Annotated in this window: 18 protein-coding genes; 8 read left to right on the forward strand and 10 right to left on the reverse strand. The window is 65.1% G+C overall.

Going from position 1 to position 23,146, the window contains the following annotated elements; translation table 11 throughout:
* Positions 1-4 precede the first annotated feature (4 nt).
* Positions 5-640 (reverse strand): 7-carboxy-7-deazaguanine synthase, encoded by a 636-nt coding sequence (gene queE, locus IGW04_RS01285; protein ID WP_194711203.1) that lies wholly within the window; start codon positions 638-640, stop codon positions 5-7.
* Between the two features lie 891 nt (positions 641-1,531).
* Between queE and IGW04_RS01290 the strand changes: the two genes are divergently transcribed.
* Genes IGW04_RS01290 through pdeM form a run of 4 tightly spaced genes read left to right on the forward strand, consistent with a single transcriptional unit; the run spans position 1,532 to position 7,362 of the window.
* Complete coding sequence (locus tag IGW04_RS01290; RefSeq protein WP_194711204.1) at positions 1,532-2,587, forward strand: ligase-associated DNA damage response exonuclease; 1,056 nt, start codon at positions 1,532-1,534, stop codon at positions 2,585-2,587.
* On the forward strand, positions 2,580-4,199 hold the full coding sequence (locus tag IGW04_RS01295) for an ATP-dependent DNA ligase (protein WP_194711205.1): 1,620 nt from the start codon (positions 2,580-2,582) through the stop codon (positions 4,197-4,199). The genes IGW04_RS01290 and IGW04_RS01295 overlap by 8 nt, the downstream gene beginning before the upstream one ends.
* A complete protein-coding gene (locus IGW04_RS01300) occupies positions 4,196-6,688 on the forward strand; it encodes a ligase-associated DNA damage response DEXH box helicase (protein WP_323744794.1) in 2,493 nt (830 codons plus the stop codon). Before IGW04_RS01295 ends, IGW04_RS01300 begins: the two co-directional genes overlap by 4 nt.
* The gene (gene pdeM, locus IGW04_RS01305) at positions 6,688-7,362 is read left to right on the forward strand and encodes a ligase-associated DNA damage response endonuclease PdeM (RefSeq protein WP_194711383.1); all 675 of its coding nucleotides are present in this window, start codon (positions 6,688-6,690) and stop codon (positions 7,360-7,362) included. The genes IGW04_RS01300 and pdeM overlap by 1 nt, the downstream gene beginning before the upstream one ends.
* A gap of 8 nt (positions 7,363-7,370) precedes the next feature.
* On the opposite strand, the gene IGW04_RS01310 is transcribed toward pdeM, so the two are convergent.
* The 4 genes from IGW04_RS01310 to guaB all read right to left on the reverse strand — a co-directional run bounded on the left by IGW04_RS01310 (position 7,371) and on the right by guaB (position 13,259).
* Positions 7,371-7,670, reverse strand: coding sequence for a DUF1488 family protein (locus IGW04_RS01310; RefSeq protein WP_228526732.1), 300 nt, complete (start codon positions 7,668-7,670; stop codon positions 7,371-7,373).
* A 126-nt stretch (positions 7,671-7,796) separates the two neighbouring features.
* Entirely contained in the window at positions 7,797-9,974 is a 2,178-nt protein-coding gene (locus IGW04_RS01315; protein WP_194711207.1) for a sensor histidine kinase, read from the reverse strand.
* A 120-nt stretch (positions 9,975-10,094) separates the two neighbouring features.
* Complete coding sequence (gene guaA, locus IGW04_RS01320) at positions 10,095-11,714, reverse strand: glutamine-hydrolyzing GMP synthase (protein ID WP_194711208.1); 1,620 nt, start codon at positions 11,712-11,714, stop codon at positions 10,095-10,097.
* Between the two features lie 84 nt (positions 11,715-11,798).
* Positions 11,799-13,259, reverse strand: coding sequence for an IMP dehydrogenase (gene guaB / locus IGW04_RS01325; RefSeq protein ID WP_194711209.1), 1,461 nt, complete (start codon positions 13,257-13,259; stop codon positions 11,799-11,801).
* Positions 13,260-13,408: 149 nt separating this feature from the next.
* Between guaB and IGW04_RS01330 the strand changes: the two genes are divergently transcribed.
* Positions 13,409-13,888, forward strand: coding sequence for a DUF4124 domain-containing protein (locus IGW04_RS01330; RefSeq protein WP_194711210.1), 480 nt, complete (start codon positions 13,409-13,411; stop codon positions 13,886-13,888).
* Between the two features lie 52 nt (positions 13,889-13,940).
* On the opposite strand, the gene IGW04_RS01335 is transcribed toward IGW04_RS01330, so the two are convergent.
* Positions 13,941-14,222: an RnfH family protein gene (locus tag IGW04_RS01335; protein ID WP_194711211.1), complete on the reverse strand. Its 282-nt coding sequence runs from the start codon at positions 14,220-14,222 to the stop codon at positions 13,941-13,943.
* Positions 14,215-14,646: a type II toxin-antitoxin system RatA family toxin gene (locus IGW04_RS01340; protein WP_194711212.1), complete on the reverse strand. Its 432-nt coding sequence runs from the start codon at positions 14,644-14,646 to the stop codon at positions 14,215-14,217. The genes IGW04_RS01335 and IGW04_RS01340 overlap by 8 nt, the downstream gene beginning before the upstream one ends.
* A gap of 66 nt (positions 14,647-14,712) precedes the next feature.
* Between IGW04_RS01340 and smpB the strand changes: the two genes are divergently transcribed.
* A complete protein-coding gene (gene smpB, locus IGW04_RS01345) occupies positions 14,713-15,162 on the forward strand; it encodes an SsrA-binding protein SmpB (RefSeq protein WP_194711213.1) in 450 nt (149 codons plus the stop codon).
* 717 nt (positions 15,163-15,879) lie between these two features.
* Positions 15,880-17,922 (forward strand): hypothetical protein, encoded by a 2,043-nt coding sequence (locus IGW04_RS01350; RefSeq protein ID WP_194711214.1) that lies wholly within the window; start codon positions 15,880-15,882, stop codon positions 17,920-17,922.
* A gap of 119 nt (positions 17,923-18,041) precedes the next feature.
* Here IGW04_RS01350 and IGW04_RS01355 read toward each other — a convergent pair whose 3' ends face one another.
* From IGW04_RS01355 to mdeB, 3 genes are all read right to left on the reverse strand, one after another.
* Entirely contained in the window at positions 18,042-18,749 is a 708-nt protein-coding gene (locus IGW04_RS01355) for a haloacid dehalogenase type II (RefSeq protein WP_194711215.1), read from the reverse strand.
* Positions 18,750-18,864: 115 nt separating this feature from the next.
* Positions 18,865-19,656, reverse strand: coding sequence for a DUF2076 domain-containing protein (locus tag IGW04_RS01360; protein ID WP_194711216.1), 792 nt, complete (start codon positions 19,654-19,656; stop codon positions 18,865-18,867).
* Positions 19,657-19,817: 161 nt separating this feature from the next.
* Complete coding sequence (mdeB, locus tag IGW04_RS01365; RefSeq protein ID WP_194711217.1) at positions 19,818-22,472, reverse strand: alpha-ketoglutarate dehydrogenase; 2,655 nt, start codon at positions 22,470-22,472, stop codon at positions 19,818-19,820.
* Positions 22,473-22,604: 132 nt separating this feature from the next.
* On the opposite strand from mdeB, the gene IGW04_RS01370 reads away from it, so the two are divergent.
* Positions 22,605-23,090 carry an Lrp/AsnC family transcriptional regulator gene (locus IGW04_RS01370; RefSeq protein ID WP_194711218.1) on the forward strand — a complete coding sequence of 162 codons (486 nt, stop codon included), beginning with the start codon at positions 22,605-22,607 and terminating at the stop codon, positions 23,088-23,090.
* Positions 23,091-23,146 lie beyond the last annotated feature (56 nt).

Here is a 23,146-nt window from a genome sequence, read left to right on the forward strand (position 1 = left end):
GAGGCTAGGGTATTTGTAAAAGTTTGTGGGTCTGCAGGCTGAGCTTCCAGTGCGGATTGCGCTTGCAGGTCTCGATGGCCAGCCGGGTGTTGGCGGCCGCGTCCGGGCCGTCCATGGCCTGCAGGTAGAAATGCGCGAAATCCAGTCCCTCGTAATCGGCCAGGTTCTGGCCGGCCTGCGGTATCACCACCTTGAGCTCACTACCCTTTTCCACCTTCAGGAAGGAACCGGCCTTGGGACTGACGCAGATCCAGTCCACGCCCGGCGGCACATCGATCGTGCCGTTGGTCTCGATGGCAATTTCGAAGCCATGCGCATGCATGGCGTCGATCAGCGCCGCATCGAGCTGCAGCAGCGGTTCGCCGCCGGTGAAGACCACATACTTGCTGGCCTGGTAATTCGCCGGCCACAGGCTGTCGATCAGCGCAGCAAGTTCGGCCGCGCTGGCATACTTGCCGCCGCGCTCGCCGTCGGTGCCGACGAAGTCGGTGTCGCAGAACTTGCAGACCGCGCTGGCGCGGTCGGTTTCGCGGCCGGTCCAGAGATTGCAGCCCGAGAAGCGGCAGAACACCGCCGGCCGCCCGGCGCGCGCGCCTTCGCCCTGGAGCGTATAAAAGATTTCCTTGACGCTGTAAGTCAAAACGTGAATTCCGAAGATGGTGGATGGCGCCTGTCGGCGCAAAGGGGCGTTATTTTCGCATTTTATGGACGGGCGTGCGTGGCGGCCGCCTTGGTGGCGAGCTGAACCATCGGGCCGGCGCCTGGCTGTGGCAGTCCGCTGGCGGACGGATGGCCTTGCGCCGCCGCTGTCTGCAGCGGACCGGAAAGCGGAATTCGTGCCGTGCCCGCCGTCCCCAGGCACCGAGGCACCCCGTGAAAATAGCTGCCGCTTCAGCCGCATCAAAACCGTTCGGCGATTCCTCATCCCCGACTTGCAGTCAGCGCGGCCGCCGCCTGCGCACATGTCCGAGCACCGTCGGCGGCACATCCTGCCGTCCCCGCCGCAATGCCCTTGCTCGCACCGGCCGCTCAGCCTCGAGTCGTTGCCTGCCGCAGCCAGTCGATTCGATGTTCAAGAAAGGATGCTGCCGATCATGGATGCAAGCCGCGTACCGTCTCATCAGCATGGCGCCGATGCCAGCCTGGATGCCCTGCCACCGATAACCGATGCCCGATGCCCGGTTGCTGACCCTGCTCGCCGACGGCCGGCAAGACATCGCTTCGGCTTTCGCCACGTCTGGCAGGCATGCTGCCGCCGCTGCTGCCGCTGCTGCCGCAGGAGACGACATTCAACATAGATACATCTGCTGCGCGTAACCCTGAGCAGGCAGGAGCGCCGGGAGAAAGCCGTGCCCCAGAACGGAGAATGAAAAGGAGGCGGCCACGCACCGCCCGCCATGCCGCCGCATTTCCTCACGCCAGGTACGGATTGTTCCCAATCAAGCCAGCCTCGATCCCATCGCTCACGCGCCTTGCCATGTGCCAATTCGCCCATATCATTGACCCCACTCTCTAGCGAAAGGACTGACCCATGCCGGACATGGTGGTGGCGAGGAAGGAAGGCCTGTACTGCGTGCCGGGCCAGTTTTATATCGACCCATGGCGGCCGGTGGACCGGGCAGTGATCACCCATGCCCATGCCGACCATGCCCGCGTCGGCCATGGCAGCTACCTCGCCGCCGAGAGCGGCGGCAACGTGCTGCGTGCACGGCTGGGCGAGATCAACCTGCAGACGCTGCGCTATGGCGAATCCGTGGTGCACAACGGCGTGACCGTGTCGCTGCACCCGGCCGGCCATGTGCTGGGCTCGGCCCAGGTGCGCATGGAATACCAGGGCGAGGTCTGGGTCGCGTCCGGCGACTACAAGGTCGAGCCGGACGCGACCTGCGCGCCATTCGAGCCGGTGCGCTGCCATACCTTCATCACCGAGTCCACCTTCGGCCTGCCAATCTACCGCTGGCAGCCGCAGGACGAGGTGTATGCCGAGATCAACGACTGGTGGCGCGGCAATGCCGAGGAAGGCCGGGCCAGCGTTCTGTACTGCTATTCCTTCGGCAAGGCGCAGCGCATCCTGTCCGGTCTCGACCGGGCGATAGGTCCAATCTTCTGCCATGGCGCGGTGGAGCCGCTGAACCGGGTCTACCGCGCAGGCGGCATCGACCTGCCCGACACCTTGCTGGTCTCGGAGGCGAGCGGCGGCAAGGCGGCGTTTCGCGACGCGCTGATCCTGGCGCCGCCGTCGGCTGGCGGCAGCACCTGGATTCGCCGCTTCGGCGACTACAGCGACGGCTTCGCCAGCGGCTGGATGCAGTTGCGCGGCGCGCGGCGGCGGCGCGCGGTGGACCGCGGCTTCATCCTGTCCGACCATGCCGACTGGCCGGGCCTGATGTCGGCCATCGCCGCCACGGGTGCCGAGCGGGTCATCGTCACCCATGGCCAGATCGGCACCATGGTGCGCTGGCTGCAGCAGAACGGGCTGGAGGCCGGCGCCTTCGAGACCGAATACGGCGACGAGGACGACGCCGCGCCGCGGCAGGCGCAGCACCAGGAACAGGCGCCGGACCAGGAGCAACCCGCCGATGCGTGAGTTCGCCCGCCTTTATACCGAGCTGGATTCGACCACCGCCACCAACCGCAAGCTGGCCGCGCTGCAGGCCTATTTCGCCAGCGCCCGGCCGGAAGACGCGGCCTGGGCGGTCTACTTCCTGGCCGGAGGCAAGCCACGGCAGGTGGTGCCAACCAGGCTGCTGCGCCAGTACACGATAGAACGGGCCGCGCTGGACGACTGGCTGTTCGACGAATGCTATGACGCGGTGGGCGACCTGGCCGAGACCATCGCCCATATCCTGCCGCCGCCAGGCACGGAGAGCGATGTCGGCCTGTCGGTCTGGATGGAGGAGCGCATCCTGCCGCTGCGCGGCGCAACGCCCGAACGCATACGCGCCGCGCTGTTCGCGATCTGGGACGAGACCAACTGGCGCGAGCGCTTCCTCCTGATGAAGCTGATCGGCGGCGGTTTCCGGGTAGGCGTGTCGCGCCTGCTGGTCACGCGCGCCCTGGGCGAAGTCGCCGGCATCGATGCCAAGCTGGTCGCCCAGCGGCTGATGGGCTGGGTCGATGGCCGGGTTCAGCCCAATGCCGATCGCTATGCGCAGCTGATAGCGCCGCAGTCGGAATTCGAGCACCAGCTGCGCGGCGGCCAGCCCTATCCCTTCTTCCTGGCGCATGCGCTGCAGGTCGGCCCGGAAACCCTGGGCGACATCGGCAACTGGCTGGCCGAATGGAAGTACGACGGCATCCGCGCCCAGCTGGTGCGCCGCAGCGGCCAGAGCTGGCTGTGGTCGCGCGGCGAAGACCTGATCACCGACCGCTTCCCGGAAATCAGCGCCGTGCCGCTGCCGGACGGCACCGTGGTCGATGGCGAAGTGGTGATCTGGCAGCAGGGCAAGCCGGCCCTGTTCGCCGACCTGCAGAAGCGCATCGGCCGCAAGACCCTCTCGGCGAAGATGCTGCAGGAATTGCCGGCTGCGCTGATCGCCTATGACCTCTTGGAACAGGATGGCGAGGACCTGCGCCGGCTGCCGCAGCGGGAACGCCGGCGGCGGCTGGAGGCGGTGGTGGCGCAAGCCGATTGCCCGCAGCTGGTGCTGTCGCCGCTGATCGAGGCGACCGGCTGGGAGCAACTGGCGCAACTGCGGGAATCGTCGCGCTCGCGCGCGGTGGAAGGCATGATGCTCAAAGGCATGGACGCCCAGTACGGCGTGGGCCGTACTCGCGATGTCGGCACCTGGTGGAAATGGAAGATCGACCCCTACAGCGTGGACGCGGTGCTGATCTATGCCCAGGCCGGCCATGGCCGCCGCGCCTCGCTCTACACCGACTACACCTTTGCGGTCTGGGACGACGACCCCGAAGGGGGACGCCGGCTGGTGCCGTTCACCAAGGCCTATTCCGGCCTGACCGATGCCGAGATCGGCAAGATCGATGCCGCGATCCGGCGCACCACCGTGGAAAAGTTCGGTCCGGTGCGCAGCGTGCGGCCGACCATGGTGTTCGAGATCGGCTTTGAAGGCATCGCCCGCTCCAGCCGGCACAAGGCCGGCATCGCGGTGCGCTTCCCGCGCATGCTGCGCATCCGCGATGACAAGAAGATCGAGGAGGCGGACACCCTGGCCACATTGCAGGGCATGCTGCCGTGAAGTCCGAGCGCAACGCGAAGCTGACGCCGGAGCAGGCGGTCGAGGCCTGGTTCGCCGGGCGCGGCTGGACGCCTTTCCCGTTCCAGCGCCAGGTCTGGCAAGCCTTCGCCGAAGGGCGCAGCGGACTGCTGCATGCCGCCACCGGCGCCGGCAAGACCTACGCGCTGTGGATGGGCGCCCTGCTGCGCGGCATGCGCGGCCAGGCGGCGCCCGGCAAGGGCGCGCGGGTGCTGTGGATTACGCCGATGCGCGCCCTGGCCGCCGACACCATGAAGGCGCTGCAGGCGCCGGCGTCCGATCTGCTGCCGGGCTGGAGCGGCGGCCTGCGCACCGGCGACACCGGCTCGGCCGAGCGGGCGCGCCAGGTCAGGAGCCTGCCCTCGCTCCTGGTCACCACGCCGGAAAGCCTGACCCTGCTGCTCTCGGCGGCGGACGCCCGCGACCGCTTCCGCCATCTCGACGCCGTGATCGTCGACGAATGGCATGAGCTGCTGGGCAGCAAGCGCGGCGTGCAGACCCAGCTGGCGCTGGCCCGGCTGCGCCTGTGGCGTCCCGAACTGCTGGTCTGGGGCCTGTCGGCCACGATAGGCAACCTTCAGCAGGCCCAGGACGCCCTGCTCGGGCCGGGCCAGGGAACGCTGGTGGAAGGCGTTGACGACAAGGACATCCTGGTCGACACCCTGCTGCCGCCGGCAACCGGCCGCTTCCCGTGGGCAGGGCATCTCGGCACCGTGATGCTGCCGGCCGTGGTGCGGGAAATCGAGCAGAGCGCGTCCACCCTGGTGTTCACCAATACCCGCGCCCAGTCCGAACTGTGGTACCAGAGCCTGCTGGCAGAACGCCCGGACTGGGCCGGCCTGATCGCGCTGCATCACGGCTCGCTCGACAAGGCCGTGCGCGACTGGGTGGAGATGAGCATCAAGGACGGCAGCCTGAAGGCCGTGGTCTGCACCTCCAGCCTGGACCTGGGGGTGGACTTCGCGCCGGTGGAACGCGTGCTGCAGATCGGCAGCTGCAAGGGCATCGCCCGGCTGCTGCAGCGGGCCGGGCGCAGCGGCCATGCGCCCGGCCGGCGCTCCCGGGTCACGCTGGTGCCGACCAACAGCCTGGAACTGCTGGAGGCCGCCGGCGCGAGGCGCGCCCTGGCGGCGCGCTCGGTGGAAGCCCGCATCCCGCCGAACAAGCCGCTGGACGTGCTGGTGCAACACCTGGTGACGATGGCGCTGGGCGGCGGTTTCCGCCCGGACGAACTGTACGGGGAAGTCAGGCAGGCCTGGTCCTATCGCGAACTGACGCCGGAGGAATGGCAATGGGCGCTGGATTTCGTCGCCCGCGGCGGCCAGAGCCTGGCGGTCTATCCCGAATACCGGCGGGTGTTGCCGGATGAGGAAGGCGTCTACCGGGTGCCGGACGCCACGCTGGCGCGGCGCCACCGCATGAACATCGGCACCATCGTGTCGGATGCGTCCATCCAGGTCAAATTCCTGTCCGGCGCCACCATAGGCTCGGTGGATGAATCCTTCATTTCAAGGCTGGCCAAGGGCGACCACTTCCTGTTCGGCGGGCGCATGCTGGAATTCATCCGCATCCATGAAATGACGGCTTATGTGCGCAAGGCCAGCGGCCGCAAGGGCGCGGTGCCGCGCTGGCAGGGCGGCAAGCTGCCGATGTCGTCGGAACTGGCGCATGCTGCGCTCGCCTGCCTGGAAGAAGCCGACCATGCAGAGTTCGCCGGCCCCGAAATGCAGGCCATCCAGTCCCTGCTGGAACTGCAGCGGCGCTGCTCCGCGCTGCCCACGGCGCGCACGCTGGTGGCCGAGTCGCTGAAGAGCCGCGAAGGCTGGCACCTGTTCCTCTACCCGTTCGCCGGCCGCTCTGTGCATCTGGGCCTGGCCTCGCTGCTGGCCTGGCGCATCGCACGCCAGCAGAGCGCCACGTTTTCGATTGCCGTGAATGACTATGGCCTGGAACTGCTCTGCGCCGACGCCATCGACTATGAAACCCTGCTGCTGCGCCCTTCGGCGCCGATGCACCGGCTGCTGGCGGAAGACCATCTGCTGGAAGACGTGCTGGCCAGCCTGAACGCGGCCGAGCTGTCGCAGCGCCGCTTCCGGGAAATCGCCCGTATCGCCGGCCTGCTGTTCCAGGGCTATCCGGGCCAGCGCAAGAGCAACCGGCAGCTGCAGGCGTCTTCCAGCCTGTTTTATGAGGTCTTCAGGAAGCACGATCCCGGCAACCTGCTGCTGACCCAGGCGCAGCGCGAGGTGCTGGAGCAGGAACTGGAACTGGGCCGCCTGCGCGACACGCTGGCCGAACTGCGTGGCCGCGCACTGGCCTGGCATGCGGTGCCGCGCGCGACGCCATTCGGCTTTCCGCTGATGGTGGAACGCTTCCGGGAAAAGCTGAGCACGGAAAAGCTGTCGGACCGCGTGGCCCGCATGGTGCGCGAACTGGAAAACGCCGCCACGCTGCCGGAGCGACGCAGATGATGGCGGGCGCGGTGGAGATCGAGGCAGCGGGCGAAGTGCTGACGCTGCTCCCGCAGCGAGCGCTGTTCTGGCCCACGCAGGCGATGCTGGTGATTGCCGACATCCATTTCGGCAAGGCGGCATCGTTCCGCGCCCAGGGTGTACCGGTGCCGCGCGGCACCACGACGGAAAACCTGGACATGCTGACCACGCTGGCGGCCGCAACCGGCGCAACGACCATCCTGTTCCTGGGAGACTTCCTGCATGCCCGCCATGCCCATGCCCATGCCACCATGGCCGCGCTGCACGCCTGGCGCAAGCGGCACAGCCATCTGGCGCTGACGCTGGTGCGGGGCAACCATGACAGCCACGCCGGCGATCCGCCATCCAGCCTGGCCATCACGGTGGTCGACGAACCCTACCGGATCGGGCCCCTGGTCTTTGCTCATCATCCGCAGCCGCATCCGGATGGCTACGTGCTGGCGGGCCATGTGCATCCAGTCTACCGGCTCGCCGCACGGGGCGACGCGCTGCGCCTGCCGTGTTTCCTGTTCGGCCCGGAAGGCGGAATGCTGCCGTCCTTCGGCGCCTTCACCGGCGGCCATCCGGTAACACCGGCGCCACACGACCGCCTGTTTCTGGCAGCGCCGGACATGGTGATCGAACTGACTGCGCGCGGCCGGGGCCGCGCATGATGCATGCTTTATTGTGCGGCGTTGAAATCGGAAGCATCCACGGTGATCGGCCGCGGGCATCCTTCAAGAAATTTGCGGCGCGCCACGGCGTCGATCAGCTTGCGGTTGCGCCGATAGGCGCTGCGCGGTTCGAGCTGGGCATCCTTGGGCAGAAAGTGCTTTTCCAGCGCTTCCGCGGACAGCAGTGCGATGAATTCGTCTGCATCGATCTTGATTGAAAACCACAGGCCTGCCTGGATGGCGGTTTCTTGCTGGTTCGTTGGCATAGAGGTCCTCCTGACAGAAAAGTGCTGTACTGCGTTTTGCATTGAAGAAATCAATGCGACAGACGAAGTATCCTGAACTGTCCAGTGACACGCTATCGGCGAACGATGATTTTTGCGTAGTCGATCAACTACACATGTAACTAATGGCCTATAGATTGCCTTCAACTCCTAGTTAATTGCAGCTAACTTCACCGATAGTGGCAAGCGTAGAGATACCAAGGTTCCTTGCTTGGCACCCTTCCCTATGCTCAGGGTGCCGCCGAGATAGAGCGCGCGTTCCTGCATGCCCCGCAGCCCCCAGGACTCGGTCGCCAGCAGCCGCTCGGGCGGGATCGCCGTGCCGTCATCCTCGATATCGAGGAGCAATTGCTCATGGTCCAGCCGGACCGTAATGTCAACCACGGTCGCCTGGGCGTGCCTGGCCACATTGGTCAGCGCTTCCTGGGCAATGCGAAACAGCATTGCCCCGGCGTCCGCGCCGATGACGGGAAGATCCGGCGCGATCACGCAGTGGCAATGCACTCCGGTCTGGGCTTCGAGCTGGCTGGCCTGCCATTCGATGGCTTCCCACACGCCAAGCTGGTCGAGCACACTCGGCCGCAGGTCGGCGATCACGCGTCTGACGGTGTCCAGGGCGGCGTCCGCCTGCGCCATGGCTTCTGCCAGTAACGGCGCAGCCTGCGCATCGCTGCCAACGCGGCTGCTGGCCACCGACACATAAGCCTTGATGCCGGTCAGCACGCCGCCCAGTTCGTCGTGGATCTCGCGCGCAATCCGCTGGCGCTCGTTTTCCTTGATGCGTTCCTGATGACCGCCCAGCTCGCGCAGCGATTTTTGCGAACGCCGCAACTCGGTCTCGACCTGCTTGAATTCACTGATGTCGAGCACCGTGCCGACAATCGTGCGTCCCGAAGCGGCCTGTCCTTCGGCGACCTCGGCATGCAGCATCACATGGCGGACAGTGCCGTCCGGCCGGGTAATTACCATCTCGCAGGCGTGGTACGCGCCGTCAAGCACGTCTGCCAGGAAGCTGCGCCACATTGCCTGCGTGCTGCCTGGCAAGCGGGACAGGACCGGCACATTGTCCACCTCCGGTTCCATGCCGAAGATCCGGAAGCATTCATCCGACCACTGCTGCCAGCCGTTCGCCACATCCATTTCCCAGCTGCCCACGTGCGCGATCCGCTGCGCATTCTTGAGGCTGCGTTCGGTACGGCGCAGAACGCCTTCCACCCGCTCCCGTGCGGCAATGTCCATGCTCAGTTGCGTGTTGGCAGCATGCAGTGCCGCTGTACGCTCCTCGACCAGTTGGTGAATATGCCGTGTCCGCGAACCTTGCGTACGCAAATAGACGGCCGCCATGACGCTGCTGAGGATGCCGAACAGGGCGACCAGCCAGGATCCAACCTGGCCACCGCTGCGTATATCAGCGCCACGCACGTCCACACGCCAGGTGACGCCACCGATCGGAAATGACTGCGAAGCTGTACGCACAGTGGCATCCGTGCGCTTTTCCATATTCTCGCCATATTGAAATGCCAGGGCCTGGGCGCTTCCATGACCGACGTAGACCGCCATGTCCATGCCATTCATGGGCCCGAGGCCGGAGTCGTCCAGGATTTTTTGGATCAGCTTGCCGATAGGCATGCCCAGGCCGGTGTAGCCGTAGACAGCGGCACGCCGCGCCTCGGGTGTGTCGAGCGGCATGCCTTCGCGGTAGATCGCCTTGACCACGGCCAGGCGCGGTGGCGACGGCGGCACGAACAGGTAGCGCAATGCCGCTGTGGCGGAAGCCTCGCCGGTTTCCGTTGCCCGCTGCACGGCCTGGCTGATGCTGGGTTCCATCAGCGCGTCGAAACCGGTCCCGGCCAGGCCATTGATGGTGCCAGGTTCCAGGTATTCCACCACCAGATACTGGTCGCGGTCAGCGGCCCGTACCGGCTTGCCATCCTTCAGGTCGCTGATTTCAAAGTCGGGATGGGTGATGCGCATCCGCGACTCGTAGGCCGCGCGCTCGGCGTGGGGCACCAGCCGCAGGAAGGATATGGAATTGAAGAAGGGACGCGTCTGGGCCAGCGGTCCGACAAAGGCATGAAACTGCGCCTGGCTTATCGGTCCGAAAGTCGCAAATACCCGGTTCACGTCCTCGATCGTTTCCATCACTTCTTCCAGGCCCTGGCGTACTGTCAGGATGCGGAAACTGGCGCGGCGATCGAAGATCAGCTGCTCCATCGCTTGCTCCTGGTCACGCGTCCAGGAATGCAGCGCGGCGGTGGCCAGCAGACCCAGGATCAGGCACAGCAGCGCTGGCAGGAAGGACGGGAAGGAAAAACGTTGTCGATACATGCGTGCTCGCCCGGCGCGATCTCTTTGTGCAATCCGTCGTTGAAGGCGCCGCAGGCGATCCGGCTGCAATCCGGGAGGTAGCCGAATGCCCGCGGCGAAGCCGTCATGAAAGCGCGGCGACTATTCCCACTCGATGGTGGCCGGCGGCTTGCCCGAAATGTCGTACACCACCCGGTTGATGCCCCGCACCTCGTTGATGATGCGGTTCGAGACCCGGCCCAGCAGTTCATGCGGCAGATGCGCCCAGTGCGCGGTCATGAAATCCTGGGTCTGCACCGCGCGCAACGCCACCACGTACTCATAGGTGCGGCCGTCGCCCATCACGCCAACCGACTTCACCGGCAGGAAGACGGCAAACGCCTGGCTGGTGGCGTCATACCAGTTCTTGTGGAACATGCCCACCTCGCGGCCCTCGCCCAGTTCCGCCGGCAGTGGAATGGCGGTGTTGCGCAGTTCCTCGATGAAGATCGCATCGGCCCGGCGCAGCAGGTCGGCGTATTCCTTCTTCACCTCGCCCAGGATGCGCACGCCCAGGCCGGGGCCGGGGAAAGGGTGGCGGTACACCATGTCATGCGGCAGGCCCAGCGCCACGCCGAGTTCACGCACCTCGTCCTTGAACAGTTCGCGCAGCGGCTCCAGCAGTTTCAGGTTCAGGGTTTCCGGAAGGCCGCCCACGTTGTGATGGCTCTTGATCGTATGCGCGCCCTTCTTGCCCTTGCCGGCGCTCTCGATCACGTCCGGATAGATGGTTCCCTGGGCCAGCCACTTCGCGTTCGACAGCCTGCCCGCCTCCTGCTGGAATACCTCGACGAACTCGGCGCCGATGATCTTGCGCTTGGCTTCCGGATCGGTCACGCCGGCCAGCTTGCCCATGAACTGGTCGGTGGCGTCGACGCGGATCACCTTCACGCCGAGATTCTTGCCAAACATGTCCATCACCATCTGGCCTTCATTCAGGCGCAGCAGGCCATGGTCGACGAAGACGCAGGTCAGCTGGTCGCCGATGGCGCGATGGATCAGCGCCGCGGCCACGCTGCTGTCGACGCCGCCGGACAGGCCGAGGATCACTTCCTCCGTGCCGACCTGGGCGCGGATCTTTTCCACCGCTTCGGCGATGTAGTCGGGCATGTTCCAGTCGGCCTTGCAGCCGCAGATCTCGTGCACGAAGCGCGACAGGATGGCCTTGCCCTGCATCGTATGGGTGACTTCCGGATGGAACTGCACCGCATACATGCGGCGGTCCTCGTCGGCCATGCCGGCCACCGGGCAGTTGTCGGTGGACGCCATCAGCTTGAAGCCGGGCGGCATTTCCAGCACCTTGTCGCCATGGCTCATCCACACCTTCAGCATGCCGTGGCCCTCCGGGGTGACGAAGTCGACAATGCCGTTCAACAGCGCCGTATGGCCGCGCGCGCGTACCTCGGCATAGCCGAATTCACGCACGGTGCCGTTCTCGACCTTGCCGCCCAGCTGCTCGGCCATGGCCTGCATGCCGTAGCAAATGCCCAGCACCGGCACGCCCAGTTCGAACACGGCCGCCGGCACCCGCGGCGTATCGCCTTCGGTCACCGAGCTCGGGCCGCCGGACAGGATGACGCCGGCGGCGCCGTAGCCACGCACGAAATCGTCGCTGACGTCATACGGAAAGACCTCGGAGAACACGCCGCTGTCGCGCACGCGACGGGCGATCAGCTGGGTGACTTGGGATCCGAAATCCAGGATGAGAATTTTTGAATGCATGGCGGGGGAGGATGAAAAAGAACGACTTGAATGGAAACCGGCCGCCGGCGCAAACCGGCGGCCGTGCATGAATGACGCTCGCGCTTACTCGGCGCGGTAGTTCGGCGCTTCCTTGGTGATCTGCACGTCATGCACATGCGACTCGCGCATGCCGGCCGACGTGATCTCGACGAACTCGGCCTTCTCGCGCAGTTCGTCGATGGTGGCGCAGCCGCAGTAGCCCATCGACGAGCGCACGCCGCCGACCAGCTGGTACAGGATGGCGATCACGCTGCCCTTGTAGGGCACCCGGCCTTCGATGCCTTCCGGCACGAACTTGTCGGCATTGTTGGCCGCGTCCTGGAAGTAGCGGTCGGCCGAACCGTCGGACATCGCGCCCAGGCTGCCCATGCCGCGATAGGACTTGTAGCTGCGGCCCTGGAACAGGATCACTTCGCCCGGCGCTTCCTCGGTGCCGGCGAACATGCTGCCCATCATCACGCTGGATGCGCCAGCGGCCAGGGCCTTGGAGATATCGCCCGAGAAACGGATGCCGCCGTCGGCGATGCAGGGCACGCCGGTGCCGGCCAGCGCTTCGGAAACATTGGAAATAGCGGTAATCTGCGGCACGCCCACGCCGGCGACGATGCGGGTGGTGCAGATCGAGCCGGGACCGATGCCGACCTTCACGCCATCGGCGCCATGCTCCAGCAGGGCCCGTGCGGCAGCGGCGGTGGCAATGTTGCCGCCGATGACTTCCACCTGCGGGTAGTTGGTCTTGACCCAGCGCACACGGTCCAGCACGCCCTTGGAATGGCCATGCGCGGTGTCGACCACGATCACGTCGACGCCGGCCTTGACCAGCAAATCGATGCGCTCTTCGTTGTCGGCGCCGACGCCGACCGCCGCGCCCACGCGCAGCTTGCCATGCTCGTCCTTGGATGCCAGCGGATGCTCGGTCGACTTCTGGATGTCCTTGACCGTGATCAGGCCGCGCAGTTCGAAGGCATCGTCGACCACCACCACCCGCTCCAGCCTGTGCTTGTTCATCAGGCGCTTGGCCTCGGACAGTTCGGCGCCGTCGCGCACGGTGACCAGCTTCTCGCGCGGCGTCATCTTCGCGCGCGCTTCGGCGTTCAGTTCCTCTTCAAAGCGCAGGTCGCGGTTGGTGATGATGCCGACCACCTTCCTGCCTTCCACCACCGGGAAGCCGCTGATGCCGTGCTGTTGCGACAGCGCGATCACATCGCGGATCTTCATGTCGGGCGGGATGGTGATCGGATCGCGCACCACGCCGGACTCGAAGCGCTTGACCTTGGCGACTTCACGCGCCTGCTCCCTGGCGGTCAGATTCTTGTGAATGATGCCGATGCCGCCTTCCTGCGCCATCGCAATCGCCAGACGCGCTTCGGTCACGGTATCCATCGCCGCCGACACCAGCGGGATTGACAGCGAGATATTGCGGGTCAGGCGGGTTTTGAGGGAAGTGTCCTTGGGGAGGATGTCTGAATAGGCGGGTACGAGCAGCACGTCGTCGAAAGTGAGTGCTTTTTGAAGTAGACGCATGGCGATTCCTGTAGGCGCAAAAGCGAATTATACAGAAATCGACGCCCGGAAAGCCCGTTGGAAACTGTCACAAGGAGGCGCTTTCGGTTGACACATCCGGCAAAGCATGAGGAAATCGTTGCCTTTGATCACTAATTAAAGGACTTACCATGGCCGCCACGACATTGCGCAGGCTCGCCTGCCTGCTCGCATTCGCCGCCCTGCCGGCACTGGCCCAGCATGTCTGGCTCGACGAGAAAGGCGTCAAGCAGTATTCCGACCAGCCACCGCCGGCCGGCACGCCGGCCAGCCGCATCCTGCAAGCTCCTGGCGCCCGCGCCGCGGCTCCGGCTGCCACGCCAGCGGCTGCGCCCAGCGGGCCGACCCTGGCGGAGCGCAATGCCGACTTTGAAAAACGCCGCCTGGAGCGCGCCGAGCGCGAACAGAAGGAAAGCGATCAGGCAGCGCTGGAAAAGGAAAAGAACCGCAATTGCGAACAGGCGCGCGCTTACGGCCGGGCGCTGGCCAATGGCGGACGGATCGCGCGCACCGACACCAATGGCGAGCGCAGCTACCTGACGGACGCCCAGCGGGCCGAGGAAACAAGCCGGGTGCAGCGCGTGCTGGAGCAGTGCCGCAGCGGCGGCTGACGGCAAACCGCCAAGAGCCGGCAGCACGCCATGGCCGCGCTTGCGGGCGAAGTCAGGCGGCGCGTTCCTTCTTCACTGCGCGCCGACGCCGCGCATCCTTGGGGTCGGCCACCAGGGGCCGGTAGATTTCCACCCGGTCGCCATCGCGCAGCACGGTCTCCGGCGCCTTTTTCTTGCCGAAGATCCCCACCGGGCAGTGGTCGGGGTCGAACTGCGGCAGCAGCCCGCTGGCGACCACTGCGTCGCGCACGGTGCTGCCTTCATTCAGCGTCAAATCACGCAGCTGCGGCGCCTGCGGCAGCGGATGGCAGACCTGCACCCGGATCTCAGCCATACACCACGTCCGCGCGCTTGGTGAAGGAATCGACGAAGCTATTGGCGATCATGTTGAACACCGGGCCGATGATCTGCTCCAGGATGCGGCTGGAAAACTCGTAGTGCAGGTTGAAGTCGATGCGGCAGGCGTCAGCGCGCAGCGGCTTGAAGGTCCAGGTGCCTTCGAATTGCTTGAAAGGCCCGTCGACGAAACGCATCACCATCTGGGTGGGCGGGGTGTTGGTATTCTCGGTGGTGAAGCTCTGCTTGACGCCGTGATAATTGATCTTCAGCGTGGCCACCAGGATATTGCCCTCGCGATTCCGGACCTCGACGCCGCCGCACCAGGGCAGGAATTTCGGATAATCCTCGACCCGGTCGACCAGGGCGAACATCTGCTCGGCGCTGTAGCCGACCAATACGGACTTGTGTACGACTGCCATTGACTGTGAACCGTTTGATAAAATGCGAAGGTTGAAATTCTAACCGACCGCCACCACTTCCCCCTGATGAGCATCGCAGACAATAAAAAAGCCTTTCACGACTACTTCATCGAAGAACGCTTCGAAGCCGGCATGGTGCTGGAAGGCTGGGAAGTCAAGTCCATCCGCGCCGGCCGGGTCAATCTGAAGGAAGCCTATGTGGTTGTGCGCAAGGCCGAATTGTTCCTGTTCGGCTCGCACATCAGTCCCCTTCCCACAGCTTCCACCCATATCAGCCCGGATGCGGTGCGCACCCGCAAGCTTCTGCTGCATTCGGCGGAAATCAGCAAGCTGATCGGCAAGGTGGAGCGTGCCGGCTACACGCTGGTGCCGCTGAATTTGCACTTCTCCAAGGGGCGCATCAAGTGCGAGGTCGGCCTGGCCAAGGGCAAGAAGCAGCACGACAAGCGCGAGACCGAGCGGCTGCGCGATACCCAGCGCGAGATCCAGTCCGCGATGAAGCAGAACCGGCGCTAGAAAGCCCGTCGATACTGCGCCGCGAAGCGAAGCGGCCGAAAACCAGGCCGGTCTGATGGTGGCCGCAAATCCAAGCCCTCTTCGGGCGTAGCCGCCACAGGAATAAGCGGCGCAGCCTTCTCCTTTCTCCAGTGCGGTCGCCACTTCCATTCTGCGGCACAGGTTTCTGCCATTGGTAAAAAAGGTGGCGCCTGACGGGATAGGATGCATGCGTTCTCAATGGTTACCGACCGCAAGCCGCAGCGATGTCGGCGCTGCCTATTTTGCCTGCGCCATTCCTTGTACTGACCTTCGATAATGCAAGCCCACGCGCGAACCCTTCAAAGGGAAGCGGTATCTCCCGGCTTCTCCCTCGGCGATACACACCTCCCCGTACGCGCCTGCCGGCCAGAAGCAAGAACTCCAAAGCGCGTTCTGTTACCGAACTTCAGGTAACGATGATCTGAGCTGCCCCACCAGCGACGCGCTGCTCACTCCTTCACCGTTTCCTTGCGAAGACAGAAATTGACTGGCACGACAAGGCCCTGGACCGGATGCCAGCGCATTATCGGTCCCGGCTTCTTTTCCGACAGGTTTAACAATGGGAGGTGCACGGTGTACAAAGCAGGCAAACATTCGCTCTTCGCCGCAGCGGTCTGTATAGCGATAGCCATCGCCGGATGTGGGGGATCCTCGTCTTCGTCCAGTGATGTGGCCTCGGTCCCGCCTGGAACCGCGGTGCCGTCCACCCCGCCTGCAAGTAATGACATCGTCATCAGCGGGGTGGCGGCCACCGGGGCGCCACTCGCCAACGCGGCAGTCGCCATTATTGACCGCAAAGGCAATACCGTCGGCTCTGGCAAGACCGATGCAGCCGGATTTTTCAGGCTCAATGTCAATCCACTCTACGGCGGGCCACTGGTCGTTCAGGCCACGCGCGAGAATCCCGTTGCCGGCAAGGACATGCTTGTAGCCCTGGCCGATACAAAGACCAGCACGACCGTCAATGTGAACACGCTCAGCAACCTTGTCGCCGCGCTGGTGTCGGTAACGGGCAGCCCGTCCACGCTGGCTGCGGACCTTGCCAGCGGCAAGGTAACCTTCGACGCGAAGGCGCTTCTCACCAAATGGAAGGAAGCGGAAGCTGTAATTGCGCCGCTTTTGACGGCCCTCAAGGCCGACATCGCGGCTATACGCAGCGGGTCCGCGCCTGCCGACGGCACCGGGCCCGACCAGGTGCTGGACGCGCTCGGTATATCGATTACCAGCAACAAGGACACCAGCACCATCGAAATCACCGTCAAAACCACCGACAATGGTAATGGTCAGCAGTTGCCGGTGATCCGTTTTACCAATGCGATGCCGCTCGCCCTTATCCTGGCGCAAAACGGAATCACGCCGACGGAGATTAATGGCCAGCCCATCACCACAGCTAGCCTTCCGGCACCCGGCACCAGTCCCCAGGTCGCCGATCTCCTCGAACGCATGACTGCCTGTTTTGCGTTACCGCTCAAAGCCCGTGCCAATTACGAGACCACCACCGTCACTGCTGCACAGTGCCGGGCGCTCTTTTCCAATAACGACCCGACGACCTACCGGCATTCCGGCGCCGCCGTCGGGCCGGGCGGCGCGTTTCCAGGGCTGTTTCTCGAAAGTGGCACAGGCGCCAGCTTTGTCCAAGGCACATTCGAATACAAGCGGGATAACGGCGATATCGTGTTCAGCTTTGCTTCCCTCAGCAGGGACCTGACACCACGTCGCGAAGAATCGGTCGCCACCATGGGCCCCGACGGCAAGCTGCGGCTCATCGGGGACCAGTACCGGTTCGCGGGAAGCGTGAATCCCATGGCCGAATTGCGTAGCTACATGGACGGCGCACTTCCCGCCTTGATCAGCACGGGCTATGACATCAAAGTGCCGGTCCAGGAAATCAATGATGAAAACATCGTTCGCGTCGATGTGACATCGCCGCGCGGCACCAAGTATTCACTGGTCCGCGGTAGCAGTTCCATGACACTTCCCAAACTGGACCGTAATTTCGTTCCTGAGAAAAACGCCGATGGCACGATAGCAGACTCCAGTTCGGCTTTTGTGCGGCTCAACGTAATCACGGCAGTTGACTTCGCCTTCGGCGGCATCGGATCGGCCGACAAAGTGACCTATACCGGGGAGCGCGACCTCCAATTGCTGCAGCAGACCGAGTCTGACGAGATCATCGCTTCCTACCCGTCACGCGGCATATGGACGATGGAATACTTTACAAAAATGAGTGGTAGCCCCGTCGCAAGACAGACTGTCAGAACCAGGGCCAGGGCAATGTCATTGCAGGAACTGAGTGAAAGCGGTTTGGTATCGCCTCTCAGGGCATACACGCTTGCGTTAAAAGGCCTCGATCCCCTTCTGCCCGAGCCAACTGCACCTGACCCTGTCAAAAGCCTGTTTTTCCCACTGCAAGATCTGCGGTCCACGTCCTATGCATGGTCGACAATTGCACCGCCCCCCTACACGCCGCCTCTTGCTCCAATGTCGATCCGCGTGCTGGGAAGGCGGATAACGCCGGAGAGCATACCGCCCTACGTGGATTTCGTTGACAGTCTTGCTCTGCCGCCGGATACGCGGCAGGCGAAGGTGCCCTGTGAATTGAACACGTTCGTTTCGCACTGCGACGCTCAGGGGCTTTACATGAAAAACACCTGGCTTGATGGTGCGCAGCTACTCAGCCAGGATGGTAATGGAAGGGAATTTTCCTCGATGCTAAGTACATGGCGCATTAATAACTGATCTGCCGATGCAGGCGCTGGCCGGCGCCTGCATCGGCGTTTAGTTCGCCTATCTCGCAAAGATGTTTCCACGCTTTGGCGAAGTTGCAGTCCACCGGATCAACGCGGCGCGGATGACGTTCAGGTCAATTGCCGAGCCAGGTCAATGATGTCGTTCGCAAGGAAATCGAACTCGCCGTCAGCCACCCTGGGCAGCCGAGCCTCTCTGCCATGCTCATGCGGACGGGTGACATAAGCGGTGCGCAGCCCGTGCTCCCTGGCCGCACGCAGGTCTTCCGGATGGCAGGCGGCCAGCATCAGCTCGTTGGGGGCGATGCCGAGCAGGTCGGCGCAGCCCAGGTAGGTTTCCGGGTCAGGCTTGTAGTGGTGGAACAGCTCGGCCGAAATCACGCAGTCCCAGGGCAGGCCGGCGCGCTTGGCCATGTCCGTCAACAGCGAGAAGTTGCCATTGGAGAGCGTGGTGATGGTGTAGGCGCTCTTGAGCAGGGCAAGGCCCTGCACCGAATCCGGCCAGGCTGGCAGGCGGTGCCAGGCCAGGTTCAGCTCATCGAGCTCGGCCCTGGGAATGGCGTCGAGGCCGTGGCGCGGTGCGACTTCGTCGAGGATCAGACGGTGCAGGCCGTCGATGCGGGTCCAGGGCAGTTCTCCGTTGCGCACCCGGTTCATCGCGAGCGGATAGCCGGCGCGCCAGTCGGCGGCAAAGCGGTCCCAGTCGCCGGCTATGCCATGTCGTTCCGCGACTGCGGCGGCCTCGGCGCTGATGCCGCCATGCCAGTCGACCACGGTGCCGAATACGTCGAAGGCAATGGCCTTGATGCGGGTGTTCATAGCTTGGGTGCTCCGGAAGTTGGCGAAGGCATCACCCTAACGCAAAATGCGACGCATGGTGCAACAGCATCAGGCACGGGTGCGTCGCCAACTTCCGGCAGCGACCGCAGCGGGACTAGATCATTGAATCATCGCCGCCGCCGAAATCGTCGGACATGCCGCCGTCATCGAAGGCGACGTTATCGTCCGCCACGCCATAGTCCTGTGCTTCCTGCGCCGGCGCCGGCGTCGCGCTGATGTCGTTCAGGCCCGCGTCCTGCGCCAGGCTGTTGTCGGCGGCGGAAGTCTGGCCCGCGCCGGCGTCCGAGGTCAGGCCATGCTGCTGGCCGGCGTCGTTGCCATGATGGCTGTTGAGCAGGTTACCCAGGCCCTGAAACAGAAAAGCGCCGCCCGCCACGCCTGCCGCGGTGGCCGCCATGGTGCCCAGGAAGCTGCCGCCTCCGCCTCCCATGCCGCCACCGAACCGGGACCAGCCGCCCTGGCGCTGGCCAGGGTATGGGACCTGGCCTTGCGGATAGGCGCCCTGCCCGGCTTGCGGATAGGCGCCCTGCCCGCCTTGTGGATACGGATTGGCGTCGAGGGTCGATGCGCGCTCGGGAGTGGCGCCGGCGGGCGCGGGGGCGCTGCGGGCGCTGTTGCCCCAGGTGTCGGCGCCGCCGAGGAAGCTGCCGGACGATGCCGGCCGCGCCGCCTGCGCCTGTCGCTCCAGCTCGGCGATGCGGGCCTGCGCGGTTTCGAGCGCCTGGTCCTGCAGCAGCGTGCGCTGCACCAGCAGGTAGGCTGCGTCGGGCTGGCGCGATACCGCGGCGTTGATCATTGCGTCGGCTTCGGGGTCGCGCTGCACGCCGCCGGCCTGGTTCAACTGGCTTAAGAACTGTTGCAGCTTTTCATGTTCCTGCGGGGTCATGGTCATGCTCCTTGAGTTGGTGGACCAGCCGCCCGTCAAGCGTCGGCGGCACAGGCGCCATCTGGGGCCATGTTGGCAACCGTACAAGGGGGCATGAAAGGAAAGAGATGCGCAACTTCCCGAACGCACCCCGATCCGGTCAACCCGTGGCACCAACCCCTTCAGCTGGAGGCGATGCCAAGCGCCGCGGCAGCGGCGCGTCGTTCCTCCGCGTTGGCGAGCAGCTTCTCGATAGTTGCAAAAGCGATCCAGGCAGCGCTCACCTCGAAATGGTCGCGCAGCGCGGCCCGGGTATCGCTGCGGCCGAAGCCGTCGGTGCCCAGCGTCACATATGGCCCAGGCACCCAGGCGCGGATGCTGTCGGCCACTGCCTTCACGTAGTCGCTGGCGGCAACCACAGGGATATCGCCCTGCAGCTGCCGGGTGACATAAGGTACGGCCTGCTCGTCGCGCCAGCGGTTGTCGCGCTCCACCGCGATGGCCTCCCGGGCCAGCTCCGAGAAGCTGGTCACGCTCCATACCTCGGCGGCGATGCCGAAACGTTCCCGCAGCAGTTCGGCCGCCGCCAGCGCTTCCCTGACGATGGGCCCTGCCGCCAGCAGCCGCGCCCGCGGCGCGTCCACCGTGACGATGCGGTGCATGCCGCGCAGGATGCCCTCGCGCGCGCCTTCCGGCATCGGCGGCTGCGGATTGTTTTCGTTGGTGACGGTCAGGTAATAGAACACGTCCTCGCCCTCTTCCAGCATGCGGCGCATACCGTCCTGCACGATGACCGCAACCTCGTAGGCATGGGCCGGGTCATAGGCGACGCAGTTCGGTATGGTGGCCGCCACCAGGTGGCTGCTGCCGTCCTGGTGCTGCAGGCCTTCGCCGGCCAGCGTGGTGCGGCCGGACGTGGCGCCGACCAGGAAGCCGCGGGCGCGCTGGTCGGCCGCGGCCCAGATCAGGTCGCCGACCCGCTGGAAGCCGAACATCGAGTAATAGATGTAGAACGGCAGCATCGGCAAACCGTGCGTGGAATAGCTGGTGGCCGCGGCCGTCCAGGAGGAAATCGCGCCGGCCTCGGTGATGCCCTCCTCCAGGATCTGGCCATCCCTGGCTTCGCGGTAGGACAGGATGGAGCCGATGTCCTCCGGCTCGTACAGCTGGCCCTGCGAGGAATAGATGCCGAACTGGCGGAACAGGCTGGCCATGCCGAAGGTGCGCGCCTCGTCGGCGACGATGGGCACCACCCGCTTGCCGATGCCGCCATCCTTCATCAGCGCGCCCAGCATGCGCACCAGCGCCATCGTCGACGACATTTCCTTGCCATCCGACTCCAGAGCGAAGCGGGCGTAGGACGCGATGTCCGGCACCGGCAGGCTGGCGCGCGGATCATGGCGGCGCGGCAGGTAGCCGCCGAGCACGGCGCGGCGGGCATGCAGGTGCCGCATTTCCGGGCTGTCGGCGGCCGGCTTGTAGAAGGCCAGCGCGGCGCAGTCGGCGTCGCTGATGGGCAGGTCGAAGCGGTCGCGGAAGGCCAGCAGCTCCTCGTCCTCCAGCTTCTTGTGCTGGTGGGTGGTCATCCGGCCCTGTCCGGCGCTGCCCATGCCGAAGCCCTTCTTGGTCTGGGCCAGGATCACGGTCGGCCGGCCGCGGTGCGAGACCGCGGCGGCATAGGCGGCATGGATCTTCTTCATGTCGTGGCCGCCGCGATGCAGGCGGTCGATCTCGGCATCGGTCAGGCTGGCGGCCAGCGCCTGCATCGCGGCGCTCTGGCCGAAGAAGCGGGCACGGTTGTAGGCGCCGTCGTTGGCGGCGAAGGTCTGCAGCTGGCCGTCCACGGTCTGGTTCAGCGCCTCTACCAGCGCGCCGCCGGTGTCGCGCCCGAACAGCGGGTCCCAGTCCGATCCCCACAGGAGCTTGATCACATTCCAGCCGGCGCCGTCGAACAGGGTTTCCAGTTCATCGACGATATGGCCGTTGCCGCGCACCGGGCCGTCCAGCCGCTGCAGGTTGCAGTTGATGACGAAGGTGAGATTGTCCAGCCCTTCGCGGGCGGCCAGGCTGAGCGCCGCCAGCGATTCCGGCTCGTCCATCTCGCCGTCGCCGAACACGCCCCAGACCCGCCGGTCCTGCGCCGGCAGCAGGCTGCGGTGCTCCATGTAGCGCAGGAAGCGCGCCTGGTAGATGGCGTTGATGGGGCCGATGCCCATCGAGCCAGTGGGAAACTGCCAGAAATCCGGCATCAGCCAGGGATGCGGATAGGACGACAGGCCGCGCGCGCCATGGCGGCGGGCCGCGATCTCGCGCCGGTAATGGCCGAGGTCGGCTTCATCCAGCGCGCCTTCCAGGAAAGCGCGTGCATAGACGCCGGGCGCCGAATGCGGCTGGAAGAACACCAGGTCGCCGCCGAAGTCGCCGTTCCTGGCGCGGAAGAAATGGTTGAAGCCCACTTCGAACAGGTCTGCCGCCGAGGCATAGCTGGCGATGTGGCCGCCCAGCTCGGCATGGGCGCGGTTGGCGCGCACCACCATGGCCAGCGCGTTCCAGCGCATGATGCCGGCCAGTTTCCTCTCCAGCGCCAGCGCGTCGGCGCCGCCCGGAAAGGCCGGCTCGTCGGCGGCGCGGATCGTGTTCACATAGGGCGTGTTGCGGGCGGCGCGCCACTGCAGGCCCCATTCCCAGGCGGCGGTCGACAGTTTCGACAGGATGAAGCGGGCGCGCTCGCGGCCGCCGCTTTGCAACACCGCCGCCAGGGCATCGACCCACTCGGCGGTTTCGGCCGGATCGGCATCGGTATGGGTGATGAGCTGGCTGGCGGGCGGCATGTCCATGGCGGTCTCCTGCAAAATGTTGTGCGAACCAGTAAGGTACGCTTCCCTGGGCGGCATAGGGAACCGAATATTGCTGCGTCGCGCATCAGGGACGGCATAAAATGTCGCATCTCAACAGCCTGAAAGCATGCAATGCCGGATCTCAACCTTGACGCCGCCGACCTGCGCATCCTGCGCCTGCTCCAGGAAGACAGCGCGCAGAGCAATGTGGAACTGGCCGGGCGCATCAACCTGTCGCCTTCGCCGACCCTGGCGCGGGTGCGCAGCCTGGAAGCGCGCGGCGTGATTTCGCGCTATGTCGCGCTGGCCGATCCGCATGCGCTGGGCCTGAAGGTCAATGTGTTCATCCAGGTCAGCCTGGAAAAGCAGGAAGCCGGCGCGCTGGCGCGCTTCGAGCAGGAAGTCAGCCGTTTCGACGAGGTGATGGAGGTCTACCTGATGACCGGGGACGCCGATTACCTGCTGCGCATCGTGGTGCCCGACATCCAGGCGCTGGAGCGCTTCATCCTCGACCATCTGACCCGCATTCCGGGCATCAAGAACATCCGCTCCAGCTTCGCGCTGAAGCAGGTCAAGTACAAGACCGCGCTGCCGCTGGAGCATGCCGGCGCCAGGTAGCGATCGCCCTGCCGGTTCTTGACCCATCTCAAGCGCGGCTGGCGGCGCAGCCAGCA

Origin of the sequence: Noviherbaspirillum soli (assembly GCF_015352955.1) — a bacterium.
Lineage (GTDB): Bacteria > Pseudomonadota > Gammaproteobacteria > Burkholderiales > Burkholderiaceae_D > Noviherbaspirillum_A > Noviherbaspirillum_A soli.

Bases quoted from the DNA above. Each gene is read 5' to 3' on its own strand.
- IGW04_RS01290 (WP_194711204.1), top strand. From the start codon at position 1,532: ATGCCGGACATGGTGGTGGCGAGGAAGGAAGGCCTGTACTGCGTGCCG.
- IGW04_RS01295 (WP_194711205.1), top strand. From the start codon at position 2,580: ATGCGTGAGTTCGCCCGCCTTTATACCGAGCTGGATTCGACCACCGCC.
- pdeM (WP_194711383.1), top strand. From the start codon at position 6,688: ATGGCGGGCGCGGTGGAGATCGAGGCAGCGGGCGAAGTGCTGACGCTG.
- IGW04_RS01310 (WP_228526732.1), bottom strand. From the start codon at position 7,670: ATGCAAAACGCAGTACAGCACTTTTCTGTCAGGAGGACCTCTATGCCA.
- IGW04_RS01315 (WP_194711207.1), bottom strand. From the start codon at position 9,974: ATGTATCGACAACGTTTTTCCTTCCCGTCCTTCCTGCCAGCGCTGCTG.
- guaA (WP_194711208.1), bottom strand. From the start codon at position 11,714: ATGCATTCAAAAATTCTCATCCTGGATTTCGGATCCCAAGTCACCCAG.
- guaB (WP_194711209.1), bottom strand. From the start codon at position 13,259: ATGCGTCTACTTCAAAAAGCACTCACTTTCGACGACGTGCTGCTCGTA.
- IGW04_RS01330 (WP_194711210.1), top strand. From the start codon at position 13,409: ATGGCCGCCACGACATTGCGCAGGCTCGCCTGCCTGCTCGCATTCGCC.
- IGW04_RS01335 (WP_194711211.1), bottom strand. From the start codon at position 14,222: ATGGCTGAGATCCGGGTGCAGGTCTGCCATCCGCTGCCGCAGGCGCCG.
- IGW04_RS01340 (WP_194711212.1), bottom strand. From the start codon at position 14,646: ATGGCAGTCGTACACAAGTCCGTATTGGTCGGCTACAGCGCCGAGCAG.
- smpB (WP_194711213.1), top strand. From the start codon at position 14,713: ATGAGCATCGCAGACAATAAAAAAGCCTTTCACGACTACTTCATCGAA.
- IGW04_RS01355 (WP_194711215.1), bottom strand. From the start codon at position 18,749: ATGAACACCCGCATCAAGGCCATTGCCTTCGACGTATTCGGCACCGTG.
- IGW04_RS01360 (WP_194711216.1), bottom strand. From the start codon at position 19,656: ATGACCCCGCAGGAACATGAAAAGCTGCAACAGTTCTTAAGCCAGTTG.
- mdeB (WP_194711217.1), bottom strand. From the start codon at position 22,472: ATGGACATGCCGCCCGCCAGCCAGCTCATCACCCATACCGATGCCGAT.
- IGW04_RS01370 (WP_194711218.1), top strand. From the start codon at position 22,605: ATGCCGGATCTCAACCTTGACGCCGCCGACCTGCGCATCCTGCGCCTG.